Source organism: Alicyclobacillus sp. SO9 (assembly GCF_016406125.1).
GTDB lineage: Bacteria > Bacillota > Bacilli > Alicyclobacillales > Alicyclobacillaceae > SO9.
Map to the genome: position 1 here is coordinate 4,766,278 of NZ_CP066339.1, position 16,304 is coordinate 4,782,581.

General features: G+C 50.0%; 11 protein-coding genes and 1 riboswitch. All 11 genes read right to left on the reverse strand.

Going from position 1 to position 16,304, the window contains the following annotated elements:
* Positions 1-5: 5 nt before the first annotated feature.
* The gene (locus GI364_RS22245) at positions 6-1,148 is read right to left on the reverse strand and encodes an ABC transporter permease (protein WP_198851354.1); all 1,143 of its coding nucleotides are present in this window, start codon (positions 1,146-1,148) and stop codon (positions 6-8) included.
* A gap of 1 nt (position 1,149) precedes the next feature.
* Positions 1,150-2,091, reverse strand: coding sequence for an ABC transporter ATP-binding protein (locus GI364_RS22250; protein WP_198851355.1), 942 nt, complete (start codon positions 2,089-2,091; stop codon positions 1,150-1,152).
* Between the two features lie 310 nt (positions 2,092-2,401).
* Positions 2,402-3,190: a response regulator gene (locus GI364_RS22255; RefSeq protein ID WP_198851356.1), complete on the reverse strand. Its 789-nt coding sequence runs from the start codon at positions 3,188-3,190 to the stop codon at positions 2,402-2,404.
* Complete coding sequence (locus GI364_RS22260) at positions 3,187-4,527, reverse strand: sensor histidine kinase (RefSeq protein ID WP_198851357.1); 1,341 nt, start codon at positions 4,525-4,527, stop codon at positions 3,187-3,189. The genes GI364_RS22255 and GI364_RS22260 overlap by 4 nt, the downstream gene beginning before the upstream one ends.
* A 338-nt stretch (positions 4,528-4,865) precedes the next feature.
* Positions 4,866-6,245, reverse strand: coding sequence for an NCS2 family permease (locus GI364_RS22265; RefSeq protein WP_198851358.1), 1,380 nt, complete (start codon positions 6,243-6,245; stop codon positions 4,866-4,868).
* 165 nt (positions 6,246-6,410) lie between these two features.
* Positions 6,411-7,961 (reverse strand): glutamine-hydrolyzing GMP synthase, encoded by a 1,551-nt coding sequence (gene guaA / locus GI364_RS22270; RefSeq protein WP_198851359.1) that lies wholly within the window; start codon positions 7,959-7,961, stop codon positions 6,411-6,413.
* A 163-nt stretch (positions 7,962-8,124) separates the two neighbouring features.
* Positions 8,125-8,226: riboswitch (purine riboswitch) on the reverse strand.
* A gap of 137 nt (positions 8,227-8,363) precedes the next feature.
* The gene (locus tag GI364_RS22275; protein ID WP_198851360.1) at positions 8,364-10,664 is read right to left on the reverse strand and encodes a transglutaminase TgpA family protein; all 2,301 of its coding nucleotides are present in this window, start codon (positions 10,662-10,664) and stop codon (positions 8,364-8,366) included.
* Positions 10,648-11,874: a DUF58 domain-containing protein gene (locus GI364_RS22280; RefSeq protein WP_198851361.1), complete on the reverse strand. Its 1,227-nt coding sequence runs from the start codon at positions 11,872-11,874 to the stop codon at positions 10,648-10,650. Before GI364_RS22280 ends, GI364_RS22275 begins: the two co-directional genes overlap by 17 nt.
* Entirely contained in the window at positions 11,871-12,845 is a 975-nt protein-coding gene (locus GI364_RS22285) for an AAA family ATPase (RefSeq protein ID WP_198851362.1), read from the reverse strand. Before GI364_RS22285 ends, GI364_RS22280 begins: the two co-directional genes overlap by 4 nt.
* A gap of 284 nt (positions 12,846-13,129) precedes the next feature.
* On the reverse strand, positions 13,130-14,290 hold the full coding sequence (locus GI364_RS22290; RefSeq protein ID WP_198851363.1) for a murein hydrolase activator EnvC family protein: 1,161 nt from the start codon (positions 14,288-14,290) through the stop codon (positions 13,130-13,132).
* Positions 14,291-14,665: 375 nt separating this feature from the next.
* Complete coding sequence (groL, locus tag GI364_RS22295) at positions 14,666-16,300, reverse strand: chaperonin GroEL (protein ID WP_198851364.1); 1,635 nt, start codon at positions 16,298-16,300, stop codon at positions 14,666-14,668.
* Positions 16,301-16,304 lie beyond the last annotated feature (4 nt).

Genomic DNA, 16,304 nt, shown 5'->3' on the forward strand with positions numbered 1-16,304 from the left:
CCCTCCTACGCCAGCCGTCTGCCATAGCGGATACTTGCTGCGAGACCCATTACGAGGCCTACCGCAAGCATATAGAGCACAGGTAACAGCAAACCTCGTGTAGAAATGCCCAAGACGCTGTTCACCATGGCCGCCACTGCAGTGCCATTGGGTAAAATATGTGCGATGGTCTGCATGAACTTTGGAAACCCGTAAATCGGGAAGATACTCCCGCCAAGTACTGCAGCAATTTGAGACCCAATGTTACCAAGTCCTGACGTAACTTGCTGGTTGTTGATAAGACTGCCCACAGCAATCGTTACTCCTGACAAACTGAAGGCATAGGAAACCAGCAATATGGCCATCTGGGCAGGCGGGCCAAAGTGAATGTTTAGCAGGTATCTGGCTCCAACCAGCAATACTGTCCCTTGCACGAGCAAAACAACAAAATTGGATACCCAGTGACCGGCAGCAAGGGCGTAGCGAGATGCAGGTGAGGCAATCATCCTTTTGTACAAGTCGCTTTCCTTCTCTTCTACCATGGACGAACCTCTGTTAAAAGCGTTGGTGAGCAGGAACATCACCATCATTCCGATGGCGTAATAGGCGCCAGATCCAATTGGATGCAACCCTGAGTCCTGTGTCTGAATTTGAAGTTGCTGCGGCTCTAAAGCTTTACCAGCTTTGGCACTCTGCTGTTTTAAGTAAGTCATGCTTGCCATTTGTTGTCCGTAAGCGCTAATCATGCCGTTGATGACAGCCTTGTCTGTATCCTTGTTCAAAGGTGCCTCTATTTGCATTTTCACTGACTTGCCTGAAGTGATTGTCGTACTATAGTTTTTCGGAATAGAAAGGTCCAAGGATGCTTCGCCGCTTTTTACAAGCTTCCTTGCGTCTGTAATGTTGGTCACCTTCCGTACAGTCAGCTGTTTTGTTTGTGAATCAAGGAAGTTGACCAGACTCTGACCGTACTGTCCCGTGTCCTGATTGACCACGGCAATGGTGAACTTCGGGATGGACGCGGCCGAACCAAACACAGAGCTCAATGCGTTACTTAAAATGGCGGTCAGGAGTAAAGGCATGGCAATCAGCATCAACAACGCTTTTCTATCCCGCAAGAGCTTCCACAAGTTTGCTCTCGCCATCGTAAACGCAATCCGCAGTACCATTTTATCCCTCCTCTTCGTCACGCAGTTGCCGGCCAGTCAAGTGCAAAAATGCCGCTTCCAGGTTGGGTTCTTCAATGCTGATACCTGCCGGCTGAACACCTAGCTTGCTGAGAGCCATCACAGCTTTGGCTACAGCATTCGCTGCTTCTGCTGCCTGAAATACCAAATTTCCGTCCGTAACCGTTACATGCTGCAACGAAAGATCCTGTCGAAGCATCTCTGCCGCAGAGTTTGCATCACCGCTCACTTCGATACGGATGGTAGCCAGCGTTCCTGATACTTGTTTGACGTCGTCCAAGTTTCCGTAGGCAATCATTTTGCCTTGATCCATAATCGCCAGACGTTTACAAAGAAACTGCACTTCCTCCATATAATGGCTCGTGTAAATGACCGTGGTTCCCTCGCTGTTGAGCTGCTTTACTGTCTCAAGAATGTGATTTCGTGACTGCGGGTCAATACCGACCGTCGGCTCATCCATAATTAACACTTGAGGCCGGTGTACCATCCCCACGGCGATGTTCAGTCTGCGCTGCATGCCTCCAGAATACTTCTTAATTTGCTGTTTTCGGTGCTCTGTCAGGCCCGCGACTTGTAAGCACCAATCGATGTTGTCTTTCAATTTCGATCCCGTCAGCCCATACACAGTCCCCCAAAACTGCAGGTTTTCGTCTGCAGTCATGTGGTCATACAGGGCTATCGTCTGTGGCACAAGGCCAATCCGTTCCTTTACGTAGCGTTCGTCTCGTTTCAGTGAATGTCCATCCAGCACAACTTCTCCCGAATCCGGGCTGAGCAAAGCTGCAATCATCGATATAGTCGTTGATTTTCCCGCACCGTTCGGACCAAGCAGACCGAAGGCGTCCCCCGGATGAACCTGAAAACTGACATTGTTCACAGCCGTTTTATCCCCAAACCGCTTGGTCAAGTTCTGTACCTCTAGCATCAATTTACCTCCTCCGCTGCATTGCACCTTGATTGTATCTTGCCCACAGAGACTCCGCCTGTGCCATAGGATAGAAAAAAGAGCGGAAGTTTCCGCTCTTTGGCTGTACCCTTTTTTGGCATCCTGTCACTGCTTAATCCCGTTTCACGGCTAATTCTGCTGCTCTCTGTCGTGTAATTGTCCGCTTTAAGGACAGTATGTACAGTCTTTACGGCATCACCGAAATTGACCCATGACTTTAGTCATAGGTGCTGCGCAACCAGCTTCCTCTGTCCCTCGTCCTTGAGAAGCTTGCCAGTAGTGTAACGTCTCACAAGTTGCCGTAGCCGTTGCGGACCGCGTAGAGCGCCGCTTGAGTCCGGTCGCGCAATGCGAGCTTGGCAATGAGATTGCTGACATGGTTCTTGACGGTTCCTTCCGTCACAAACAGCTGACGCGCAATCTCCCTGTTGGACAACCCTTGTGCAAGGCAATGCAAGACATCCATTTCTCTATCTGTAAGTCCTGCCTTCGACGGAGAAAGCGTCGAGGCGGCTGCTTCGCTGGATATATCCGCGTGTTCCGCGTGTTCCGCGTGATCCGCACTAGCCCGGGGCTTCGGACGCTCCGGGTGTTGAAGAAGACGCTCGCTTTCATGAAGAGCTGGCTGGTTCATGTCAGATTGGGAGCTTGAAGAAACACTGGACTGCATTGCCGCCAAAAACGTGTTTGCAATGCCAGGCGGAAGAACTGCCCCTCCGCGGTGAGCCACGCGTATTGCATCCGCAATCTCCTCAGCAGGCATGTCCTTTAACAAATATCCGACGGCACCTGCGGACAATGCACCGACGACGTCATCTCGTGTATCGTACGTCGTCAACATCAAAATGCGTGTATCCGGCGATATTTCATGAATTTCCTTGATGGCCTCTATGCCGCCTTTTACCGGCATCCGAATATCCAGCAACATGACGTCAATGGATAAGTCTTTCGCAGATTGAACAGCTCGGTCTCCGTTCTCAGCAGTTGCAATGACTTCAATATCAGACTCTAACCCTAATAAGGTTTTTAATCCGTCTCGCATCAAGCGTTGGTCATCCACGATACAGACCTGAATCAATCCTTCGACGCCTCCCACATAGGCAGATTCAATTGCAGCAAGAACCCTTTGCCGGGCTCTGATGTCACTTTAATATCCCCACCATAGCGCTGAAATCTTGTTCGCATTGAAGAAAGACCAAAACCGAGGGAGGGTTCTGCTGCGCCCCGTCCATTGTCCCGAATATCAAGCTGCAACTTCAAACCTGCGCGTTTCAGCGTGATTTCGACGACTGTAGCCCGCCCGTGACGCTGGGCGTTGGTCAGTCCTTCCTGGACCACTCTGTAGAGCATGCCCATGAATTCCGGGGGGAGTGTTTCGACTTCGGGATCGGCTGTAAATTGAATGTCAGTCCCGGTCAATGAGGCGTAATATAAGCTAAGCCGTCGCAGTGCAGCAATCCCTTCCTTGCCCGTAGTCTTCCCGCCAACGGCTCGAACGGATTTGCGCACCTCATCCAATGCTTCACGTGCCAACGCTTCAGACACTCTCATGTTCTCTGAAGCGGATTCAATATCGTCCCCCTCCATCATACGCCTCGCACCTTGAAGTTGAACCAGCAGAGCAGTCAATCGATGAGCTACCGTATCATGAATCTCGCCAGCAATGCGGTTGCGCTCCTCAACGGCTGCCAAGTCATAGACCCGAGCCGCATATCGGTTCACTTCATCGTTCACGCGCCCCAACTGCTCTGACTGATACTGCATCTGCGCTGCGGCCTCTCGAAACCGCGTTCGTTCCTGCCACTGCCGTCGAACCAGCCAAGCAAGCACGCTGGCAAAAGTAATGACAACGAAGTACAAGCCAAACAACAGATAAAATGCAGGCGTCATCACGTCAGCAGCTGACAGAGCGCGAATCGCCTGTCCAGAAAAAAATATGTTAGATACAGAAGTTGTCGAGTTCCCATTCATCAGGGCTAACTGAATGCTGGTGATATAGATGGTGACAGTCAGCAAAACAGACCATACTTCACGCCTTGCATCCCCATCCCGACCCAGCCAAGCATAAGTCAGCATAGTGGGCAACAGCAACAAACTGACCGGTCCTCTCGGTGAGAATAAAAGCATGAAAACTGCGAGTAGGAAACTCGCACCCAGTTCGAGATGCAGCAGTCGAAACTGCATTTTCTTCCAGCGAGCATCATCTGTTTGAGTCGACAGCAAGATACTGTTTGCGATGTACATTGCTGCAGCCACTGCCATAACAGCCCGAAACCACACCTTGTCGCTGGATACAGCGTACAGGCCCACAATGGCCAGTTGCCAAATCGGTCTGCCAAGATGCAGCAGTGTTTCTGACCATTTGGGCTGGTCTGCAAAATCTCCTTCAGTGTAGGGCTCTCTGCTTGACAGCACGCGCGGTCTCCCTTCATCACCTCGCATCGGCAGAGTCGTTAATTCGCTCTACCTGCGGCAGACCGCAGAGGTGAAGTGGCAAGCTTATTTTATATACCTGCCCATAGTCTACTATATTTCTCAGTACCCATCAGTGCATCGGATTCAGAAAAAATGCGGCATGCTACTTATGAAAAGTAACATGCCGCTTCGGTGGGTGCCTAGAGTTTAGAGTTGCAGAAACTGACACGGCACATTAAGGGGGTGGCCGTATCCGCATCAGGCACTGTCCTGTCTCCAACTACGCTCGTTCACACCACGGACGCCAGCCATAGTTCCTGCTGGCATTAGCGCCGGTATCACTGCTGGTAGTACATAAGATAGCGCCACGCAGCAAGCACAACAATAATCCACATCAGCCAGTGAATCTTGGTGTGTTCACGACGGAAGAGCCAAAGAATGCCGTTAATAACCACAAACGCAGCAAACCCCACCGCGATGCCGTTGGAGATGCTGTAGGTGAGCGGCATCAGTACAATCGTTAGGAAGGCTGGAATCGCCAGGCCCATGTTGTCCCAATCAATGTTTCTCACCGCACCCATCATCAGTACACCAACCATAATCAAAGCTGGTGCAGTGGCCATATCAGGTACAATTAACGCAATAGGAGCAAGGAACAGTGAGGCCAAAAACAGAATCCCGGTGGTCACTGCAGTCAAGCCTGTGCGACCGCCTGCGGCAATACCCGATCCGCTTTCGACAAAAGCCGTAATCGTACTTGTCCCAAGTAACGCACCGAAACTGACCCCAGTGGCATCCACAAGCATAGCTCGTCCAAGCCGCTTTTCGCCGTCCTCACCTTCAAGCAGTCCAGCCTTGTTTGCAGTCCCGACCAGCGTTCCAAAGGTATCGAACAGTTCAACAAACGTAAATGTAAACAAGGAACTGATAATCCCGTAATGGAGGACACCTTGCAGACTTAGTTTTCCTACGGCTAAGTTCGAAAAATCAGGTAAAAAGTGCGGATGTTGCAATCCAGACAAGTCCGTCACGCCCATTGGAATTCCAATGACAGTTGTCAGTAAAATGCCAATAAGGATGGCGCCCGGCACGCGCAAAGCCATCATGATGGCAATAATGAAAACACCGATGAGCGTTAATTGTGTTGCATGGTTTTGCAGTGAACCGAGAACAGGAAGCCAATCAGTGTTGCTTATCATATTGTGCGGCGGCGCCGGGGTGTAAGAAGTGCTTTGTCCACCAACGAACTGCATCTTCATAACATCGCCGATTTTCAAACCAATTATAGTGATAAATAAACCGATTCCCACGGTAATAGCCAGCTTTAGAGAATCGGGAACGGCTCTGACCAGCAGTTGACGAATCTTGGTGACGGTAAGAATGATGAATACAATACCGGAAATAAAAACTGCACCAAGAGCCGTTTGCCAGGACATCTGTCCGCCGTGAGTAGCTGCAATAACAGCAAAGTAGGCATTGAGTCCCATTCCAGGTGCCAGTGCAATTGGATAGTTAACGAATAATCCCATTAAAAGTGTTATAATACCCGCACCAATGCTGGTCGCGAAAAAAACCGCACTTTCGTTCATGCCTGTTGCACTCAAAACCTGCGGATTTACAAATAAAATATAGGCCATTGTGACGAATGTCGTGATGCCAGCCATGATTTCACGACCGATTGTGGTGTCGTGCTTTCTCAGTTTAAAAAAGCCTTCCAATTCATCTCCTCCTCGAAAATTTCACTGCCCCAAGTCAACTTACATTAACGATGTTCCAGTGGTAAGTGCGACAGGTTCAAATTCTGTCCCAGCCTGCTGCATTTAATCCAGCCTCTCCTCCACGTATGCGTTTCACGTTTCATCGGAGAGTAGCCAGACAGACACCTACTCCCATTCAATGGTTCCCGGCGGTTTGGATGTAATGTCGTAGACCACTCGATTGATGCCCGCAATCTCATTCACAATCCGTGTCGAGATTCTTTCCAGTACATCGTAAGGAATTCTAGCCCAGTCGGCCGTCATGCCTTCCTGAGATGAAACTGCCCGAATCGCCAATGTTTCGGCGTATGTGCGCTCATCACCCATAACCCCTACGCTGTGTACTCCTGTAATGACGGTGAAATACTGCCAAATGTCTCGTTCTAAGCCCGCATTTGCAATCTCTTCTCGCAAGATGGCGTCAGATTCTCGGACCAGTTCAAGTTTCGCAGGTGTAATGGCCCCCAACACACGAATCGCCAAACCAGGTCCAGGAAAAGGTTGACGCCAGACCAGTGATGATGGAAGTCCCAGTTCCTCACCGAGAGCCCGGACCTCGTCCTTGAACAGTTCCTTTAGGGGTTCAAGAATTTCAAAACCTACATCTTCAGGTAAGCCTCCCACATTGTGATGGGATTTAATCGTAGCTGCTGTATCCGTTCCACTTTCAATGATGTCCGTGTACAGGGTACCTTGAACCAGATGGTCAAAAGGACCAAGACGTTCCGATTCTGCTTCGAAGGCGCGGATAAATTCTTCTCCGATTATCTTGCGTTTTCGTTCCGGGTCTGATACACCCTCCAATTTTCCAAGAAAGCGAGCCTGAGCATCGATACGTACGACATCAATGCCCAACTGACTCCCGAGAGTGTTCATGACCTGGGAGGATTCGCCTTTGCGGAGTAAACCGTGATCGACAAACATGGCCGTCAGTTGCGGGCCAATGGCTCGATGTACCAAAGCAGCGGCAACTGAGGAGTCGACTCCGCCGGAAAGTGCACATAGTACTTTGGCTTGTCCAACCTTGTTTTGAATTTCAACAACCGATTCCTCGATAAAGGACTTCATACTCCAATCGCCTTTAGCGCCGCAAATACTAAACAGAAAGTTCTTTAACAACTCAGTCCCATACTCACTGTGCTTGACCTCGGGATGGTATTGCACCGCATACAACTGGCGGCTGGGTGCGCTCATGGCAGCAATCGTACCTTGGGCTGTAACAGCGTCTCGAGTGAACCCGTCAGGCACTGCTGTGACAACGTCACTGTGACTCATCCAAACCCCTTGATGTTGAGGTTGATTCGCAAACAAAGCATTGTCTGGATTCTCTACATTTAACGAGGCGCGGCCGTACTCACGTACTTTGTCTCGCTCAACGCTTGCATCATACTTCTTCGCCAGCAATTGCATGCCGTAGCAAATGCCCAAAATCGGTACACCCAGTTTAAATACATCTTCATCTACAGTGGGGGCACCGTCTGCGAACACACTCTTTGGACCGCCGCTAAAAACAATCCCCTTGAGATTTCTCTCTTTCAATTCGTTGGCTGAAACAGTGTGAGGCAACAACTCCGAGAACACACCTTGCTCACGGATGCGGCGTGCGATGAGTTGGTTATACTGTCCCCCAAAATCAAGTACAATCACGGTTTCATGTTGCGTTGGCTGCACCGTCATGCTCCTCTCCTTCAAAACGTTCGTTTGTAATGAAAAACCTTTGGATATACGCACTAGGATAACCGGAAACCAGACATCAATGAGAACTCAATAAGTGCATTATGAAGGTCTCCGCAAACACGTAAAAACGCAAAAATACCCGCCTCTGATTCGGAGGCAGGCAAACTCGTATACCTTACCTCGTAGCTAAGCGATTTGCGGTCGCTCTGTAGAAACTGTCAGGCCATATTCCTGACACTATACGAGATAGAATAGAAATGAGCAAGACGACGTCTGCAGATAGTTTTTAGACCTGTTCCTGCTCATTTCATTCACACATGTGATTCAATTCATCTGTAATTCGACATCATTCTACTTGCAACCTGATGTAGAGTCAATGAGCGCCTTGGACAAGCCAACAACCTAATGTTTTCTGTGTCGTTTGTCCTTCTTGCCAAACAGCAGTCCCCTAAACCACTGCAGCCAGGTTCGGCGTGCTTGGCGAACTTCCTGGGACGTCGGAGTCTCAGGACTGTACCATGTCTTTTCGACAGTACCGACAAATCGATAAAAATCGGAAGCTGCTATTCCGGCGCGTGCTGCCTCGGGCTCAAGGTCTCGAATGGTAATCGAGGTATCTCCCAAAAAGCCCTTGCGGCGCAGGTAGCGAATGAAACGAAGAACGACTCTGTTTAAGTCGTGGGTCGTGTCATTCTTCCACATCCACATGTAGGTTCGAACTAGTATTTGTTTGCGCAACACCACCCCTGCCACGATACCCGCTGCAAGCGCAGCCAACACTACTCTCCAAAACCAGGAGAAAATGGTGTGCCAAGGAATCTGCAATGCGCCGGCACTGGTGCCGGTTGTACCAGACTGCTTTGTTTTCGGCGGGGTTTGAGGCTTCTTGGGATTTGATGTCGACGCTGAACTACTCGGACTACTATTGGCCGATTGCGTATTTTGAAGGTATGGAAATGAAAATCCAGGCGTCGGATCGAACGGAACCCAGCCAATTTTGGGGAAGTACACCTCTACCCAAGAATGTGCGTCGGATTCTTTCACCAAATACTTACTGGTAGCAGAACTACTGGAAGTTGCGGCTGCATTGCTTGTACTATGTCCGGTCCCCCCCTGGCTCGTTGACTGTGTTGTATTGGTCTCCAGTGTACCTCTTGCAAACCCAGTCACCCAGCGCGTCGGTATACCCAACGTCCGAAGCATCACTGCCATAGACGAAGAAAAATTGTTGCAGTAACCAATCCTGCTCTGGAACAGAAACTGGCTCACGTAGTCCTGGTGAGGGCCCGGAGTTGGAACATCTTTGACCTGATAGACGAAATTGTCTTTTAGATACGAGTTTATGGTGGAGACAATATCGTATTCAGAGTTGGACGAAGCAGCTACTTGCCGTGCTAGCTGCTTGACCTTCGCCGGAAGCTCTCCAGGCAACTGAAGGTCTTGCGAAAGACCCTTCGAATCAAACAATTTCTTGCGGGCCGAAATCGACTTCGGAAGGGAGGAGAGTCCTTGCAGGACTGTCTGCGGGTCTTGAAGAGCTTTGCTGGTTACAGTGTAGGTATTCCCTTTCCTGTCCCAGTTGCCCGTCAGGTCACCGTTCATTAGATTCATTGACAGGCGCCCGCCCTGCCCTTGGTTCATGGAGAGTCTGGAGACACTGTAGAACCCAAACACATCATATCCAGACAACTTGTTTGTCAGAATGTGTATCTTCTGAGTGACTGTTTTCGTAGGCGCTCCCGGCTGCAGCCCTGTAGCTGGTTTCTCCACAGATTGCACATTTCCATTTGGTACAGATGTTTCCCGCTGAAGTCCTTCTTTCCAACCCTTCCCTGTGTAGTCACTGTAGACTTTTCCGCGAAGATAAACAGGTACTTTACTGCTTACTTCCATTACGGGGGTGAAGTTCATCACAAACGATCCGCCAAGGTGAGCATTTTGCTGCTGATAGCCAATCACTTGCTGTGCCTTTCCCTCACCTTTCCCAGGGCCGGCACCGGGACCAGGTACATTACCAAAGTTCTTGAATGGATCGGCCCAGACAGCAGGTGCCTTGGGCAACAAGAAGGCCACACCGGAGGCGGCCGACAGAACGACTAATAATGGTGCGATGTAGCGCATCGCAGGCCAGCGAAACTGTTCAAAGTGAAGGCGCAGACCCGAGTACCTGGATAAGCCAAGAACGGCAAATGCAATCAGGCAGATGACGACAATGGCCGTGTTCGGATGAACCCTCGTGTTGCTGTCAATTACGGTAAGTACAAGGATACCCAGCAGATTGTAAAAGAGCCACAGACGCGGTCTTTTGCTTGCATACGACAACAGCCAGTAAATCGCGCACAAGGACCACAGAAATAGATGAGTCTGAAACGGCTCTGTCAGTTGCCCGGAAAACAGGAGATGCTTTGCTTCCAGCAATTCCTGGTGGATTACAGGTCCAAGCCTGTGAACCATCGAAAACTGTCTATCGTAGAAATAGAGAACATAGGCTTGAGAAGCTGCCAGGCCAGCCACAACTCGGACCCAGACAAACGGGATCCATTGTGCAATTAGGAGCGCAGCCAAAAAGGGAACAAAGGTCGATGTAGCATTGACCAGTCCCAGCTGATGCATCGGTTTGAAAAACATCCAGAGCCAAATCATGGATAGGGTTGCAAAGAGCCCGCGAAGCAGATACGGAGTGTCTTCAAGCGCGTACTGCAAAACGTGTACCTCCCCTTCCCAGCTGGGACAATTGTTCTCCGGAAGATATCAGGTGTACTTTCGCACCAGCTGTCTGCAACATAGACAGCACATGTTTGTCCGCATTTTCAACACTCCCCTGAGGCAAGGGAACAAACCATTCAACGCTGACTTTACGGGAGATTGTCTCCACAGCAATCGCAGACTGTTTATCCAACGACGGAGACACGACCACCAGAGTTGTACCGCGAGGAAGGTCTTGTGCGGCACGCACGAGGCTTTCACTAAATGGAATTTCGCCGTCTGCAGCGGCAATTGCGAGAGCTTCCATACAGTGAAGAAACAGCGCTTCGCTAGTTCCCACCGGATACTGTTGCAGGCTTTTCCCGTGTAGTGTAAGTCCGAACCGCCGATGTGTTTCAAATGAAAACTTGATGAGAGAAGCAGCTACGACCATCTCAAGTTCGAGAACATCGTCATTGTGTTCCTTGTGACTGATGCTGGACAAATCCGGCATAAACACCAGTTCACTGCTGACGTGCAGTTCAAATTCCTTTGAGAGCAGGGTTCCGCTCCGTGCACTAGCCATCCAGTGAATTCGACTTAATTTGTCTCCTGGAACATAATCCCGTACGCCCATCACGTTTGTGGACTCTTCAGAAATGTGGCTTGTGGGCTGACGTGAACCCGTATCGTCCGGACGGCTTCCTGCCCAACCGCGGACAGGAACTACTTTTGGATAGACGATGACTTCTGACGAACCGGAAAAGTGCTTTTTTCGCTGTTGCAGACCAAATACGTCACCGGATTCCAATTCCGTAGAACCAATTCGGTATGCGCCTCGTTTCAGCGCATGTATGCGATAATTCAGTTCCAATTCCCTTGTCCACAAAGGCTGAATGACCCGCTGACTGTCCTCTGCGTGAAACACCCATTGCCGCGGCAAATCCTCTGTCACGCGCAACCACAGTGTGGGCCACCATCCTTCTCGAAAAACCCGCACTCGGACGGTCACACTCTGCCCTGCGGACAACCTAGTTGCAGAAATCCTCCGCCGTACCGTTATACCGCGCAGATTGAAGAACCATGTCCCCGCCTCGTACAGCAGCACAATGCAATAGAAATAAAGCAAAAACCACGGTATAAAGGCACCTTCAACCCGTGCGAAGATGAATAATCCAACAAGCAGCAGGCCAGCGCCTGCCGTCCACAATGAGACACGCCAAGTCATCTGCGTCCGGCTCCCTGCACCATCGGCACCGCAACACTGGCCACAAGTTCAGAAACAAGCTGGCTAACATCCAGTCCTGATAAACGGGCGTCTGCCGACAATAAGACGCGGTGTTGGAGCACATATGGTGCCAAATAGCGAATATCGTCTGGAATGACATAGGAGCGACCAGAAACAAACGCGAGTGCTTGACTCGCCTTAAACAGTGCCAGACTCGCGCGGGGACTTGCACCTAAGTAAACGCTCTGATGAGTTCTGGTGGCCTGAACAATGTTAACCAGGTAACCGCGGACTGCATCATCCACATGAACCTGTGCCGCACGCTTGCGCCAGTCCAAAATCTGTTCCGGACTCGATACGGCCCCCAATGACTCAATTGGATGACCGGATTCCTGTCTCTCGAGAATACCAAGTTCTTCCGCTACAGAGGGATACCCCATCGTAAACTTCAGCAAGAACCTGTCTAGTTGAGCCTCTGGGAGAGGAAATGTTCCCTCAAATTCAATTGGATTTTCCGTTGCCAAAACAAAGAAAGGTGTAGGCAACCTGTAAGTTTCGCCATCGGCTGAAACATTTCTCTCTTCCAAAGCTTCGAGAAGCGCGGATTGGGTTTTAGGAGACGTTCTGTTAATTTCATCTGCCAGCACAACTTGGCCGAAAATTGGGCCCGGACGAAACCTGAATTCCTGCGATTTTTGATTGTACACAGAAACCCCTGTCACGTCTGAAGGAAGCAAGTCCGGCGTAAATTGGATGCGTCCGAACTCGCATCCCAAGGACCTGGCGGTCGCTCGAACGAGCATCGTCTTCCCCACACCTGGAACATCCTCAATCAGGCAGTGTCCGCCTGCCAGCAGTGCGACCAACACAAGCCGAACCACATCTTCCTTACCAACAATCACCTTAGATATATTCTGTACTACAGGAATAATCTCGGAATTCCATGCATTAAGTTCCGTTTGCTGACTCACTCCCAATTGTCCTCCATTCCCCACATTCAAATTAAACCCAGATTTAAAAATTCTACTCTACTTCGAACCCACGCTGTGTGCGCAGCCGGAATTGCATGAAACTGCATCAAAGTAAGATAAATGCCAAGGGACCACCCGCATCGCGAGGTCCCTGTAGTCAGAATCCGGTTTTGTTTGCAAGTCACTTTATGATATCTACTATAACACGAAAGCGGGCAAAGTCCTTACCGGTTTCTCTACTGAATTCTACTTGGAATTCCAATACTTTCCATCTGTTTAAAAGATTATGGATGGACGAACTGCAGGGGATTTGTAGACTGACTGCTTGTCACACCGCCCCGGCCAACTTGGAAATGCAGATGCGGTCCGGTCGACAGACCTTGAATTCCCGCTCCAATAGTGGCTAATGGTTCTCCTGTGTGAACAATTTCGCCAGCGTGAACATCAAGCCCAACAATATGCCCGTAGATCTCCATCAAATTGCCGGCGGATTCAACGACAATCCAATGACCATAACCAGAAGCCGGTCCAGCGTACAGAACTTGTCCAGATGTGGCGGCAACAACTTGTTCTCCGCCAGATGCGCCGGGAATGTCTACGCCAGGGTGGAAGTCTTTGTGCCCCCACAGCATCCTCCAGCCGTATGGTGAGCTAATACGATGTACGGTCGGGACTGGCCATGTCCAGCCTGTGGCACTGCCGTGATAGGCGCGGGCAGCAGCCTTTAAGTGGGCAATTTTGGAGGCAAGTGATGACAAAGCTTCGCTCTCTTGCTTCAGATCTGCTTGTGCCGCAAGTTTTGCACTGTTAACCTGTTTTAACAGATATGCCTGCTGCTGCTGCTTTTGCTTCTGTTCGGAACGCTTGGTCAGAAGTGCCGCATAGACGCGTTTCTGAATCGTCTGTTGCGTTTCCAACTCTTTGTTTTTGTTAGACAGGTCTTTCTTTGTCTTTTGAATCTGTTTGACTATTTTCTTGTCTTCTGCTGCAATGCTTGTCAAAAGTTCGAACCTGCTGAGCATTTCTGAAAAACTGGTGGATGAAAAAAGAACCGCCAAATACGATGCGTGTCCGTCTTCATACATGATTTTCAGACGTGATTGCAAAATGCCATACTGTGTCTGAAGTTTGGTTTGTGTCGTAGTAATTTCATCTTTTAATTGCGCAATTTGTTTCGTACGTTTATCAATGTCTGCTTGATTCTGGCTGATTTGCTGTTGTAAGTTGGATAACTGGACTTGTAGCGTCTGAATTTGACTCTGCAACGAAGCTGCGCGAGATGTCAAAACCTGAATCTTCTTCTTTGTCTGTTGTTTTTGGTTCTTCAGTGTCTGCGATTTGTGTTCGGCTTGCGTCAACGAGTTTGCATAGGCAACGGATGACAAAAGCATGCCCGCGGTAAGAGAGACAGAGGACAACATAACTAAAGCACCTTTAAGCGCCACGGACGAGATTCACCTCTTTAGTGTTTTGATACAGTCGTAGTGAGGCCGTTTGGCGGGCTGTGTTGGGGAAAACACAGCCTCATCTCGTACACGTTTCGACGAATTCGGTCATTTTCCTCCCATAACTCACCGAAAACCTTGACCTTCGAGAATTTTCCCAAGAATTCTTCGCAAAATTGTCTTCGTCGTCTGTGCTTTTAACGCGCTTAGACTTATTTGGTCTTCCAGAACAACCAAAGCTTAGCTACACAAAAGGGAATCGCCCCGCAGTTCATTTCTGAACATGCGGGGCGGTTCCCTCAAAACCAAAACCATTTATGTCAACGTCCAACGGGACGTAGGTAGTGCGGGATAGATCCCATGCTGACGGCTGACTTACATCATGCCGCCCATGCCGCCCATGCCGTCCATACCTGCTCCGGCAGCGCCGCCCTTATCCGGCTCTGGTTTGTCAGCAATGACAGCTTCCGTGGTCAGGAACATGGCTGCCACACTGGCTGCATTTTGCAGAGCTGAGCGAGTGACTTTCGCAGGGTCAACTACACCGGCACCAATCATGTCTACCCATTCACCTGTTGCTGCATTGTAGCCAACGCCGACTGCTTCTTTCTTCAATCGTTCCACAATGATTGAACCTTCGACACCAGAGTTATTGGCAATCTGGCGTACAGGTGCTTCGAGAGCCTTCCGAACCAGATTCAAACCAGTCTCTTCATCGCCTGTGACATCAACGCTGTCAAGTGCCTTCAGCGCGTTGATGAGTGAAGTACCGCCGCCAGCGACAATACCCTCTTCAACTGCAGCGCGCGTTGCGTTCAATGCGTCCTCGATGCGGAGTTTCTTTTCTTTCAATTCGGTCTCTGTAGCTGCGCCGACTTTGATGACTGCAACACCGCCAGCCATTTTCGCCAAGCGTTCCTGCAGTTTCTCTCTATCGAAGTCCGATGTGGTCTCTTCAATCTGATGTTTGATTTGACCCACTCGAGCTTCAATCTCAGCTTGGTCACCTGAGCCGTCAACAATAATGGTGTTTTCTTTGTCGATGCGGACCTGGTGTGCACGGCCGAGTTGCTCCATGGTCGTATTCTTCAGTTCGAGACCCAGTTCTTCACTGATAACCTCTCCACCTGTTAATACTGCAATGTCCTGCAGCATGGCTTTGCGGCGGTCGCCGAATCCGGGAGCCTTAACGGCGACTGCAGTGAAGGTACCGCGCAGCTTGTTGACAACCAAGGTTGCAAGTGCTTCGCCTTCGACGTCCTCGGCAACAATAACGAGCGGTTTCCCTGCTTGAACAACGCGTTCCAGAACAGGCAGCACTTCCTGGATGTTACCAATCTTCTTGTCCGTGATGAGGATATAGGGGTCTTCCAGGAGGGCTTCCATCTTGTCGTTGTCAGTAACCATATAAGGTGAGATATAACCCCGGTCAAACTGCATACCTTCAACAACATCGAGTTCGGTGTTGAATCCTTTAGACTCTTCAACAGTGATGACGCCGTCTTTGCCGACTTTCTCCATTGCGTCAGCAATCAGGTTGCCAATCTCGTCATCACCTGCGGAAATTCCTGCAACTTGAGCGATGTTTGAGCGTCCCTCAACCGTTTTTGCAATCTTAGCAATTTCACCGACTGCAGCGCTCACTGCTTTCTCAATTCCCTTGCGCAGAACCATTGGGTTCGCACCAGCAGCAACGTTCTTCAGGCCCTCGGTAATCATAGCTTGTGCCAATACGGTAGCGGTTGTCGTTCCGTCACCAGCTACATCGTTGGTTTTGGTTGCAACTTCCTTCACCAGTTGAGCACCCATGTTTTCGAAAGCATCTTCCAGTTCAATTTCTTTCGCAATGGTTACACCGTCATTGGTGATAAGAGGTGAACCAAATTTTTTCTCCAACACCACATTGCGACCCTTGGGGCCGAGGGTGACCTTCACGGCGTCTGCCAGAGCATCTACACCGCGCAGCATTGCACGACGTGCGTCTTCACGGAACTTCATTTCTTTTGCCATGAAC

Excerpts from the sequence above, each read along its gene's own strand:
- GI364_RS22245 (WP_198851354.1), bottom strand. The coding sequence starts at position 1,148 with ATGGTACTGCGGATTGCGTTTACGATGGCGAGAGCAAACTTGTGGAAG.
- guaA (WP_198851359.1), bottom strand. The coding sequence starts at position 7,961 with ATGACGGTGCAGCCAACGCAACATGAAACCGTGATTGTACTTGATTTT.
- groL (WP_198851364.1), bottom strand. The coding sequence starts at position 16,300 with ATGGCAAAAGAAATGAAGTTCCGTGAAGACGCACGTCGTGCAATGCTG.
- GI364_RS22280 (WP_198851361.1), bottom strand. The coding sequence starts at position 11,874 with ATGACTTGGCGTGTCTCATTGTGGACGGCAGGCGCTGGCCTGCTGCTT.
- GI364_RS22250 (WP_198851355.1), bottom strand. The coding sequence starts at position 2,091 with ATGCTAGAGGTACAGAACTTGACCAAGCGGTTTGGGGATAAAACGGCT.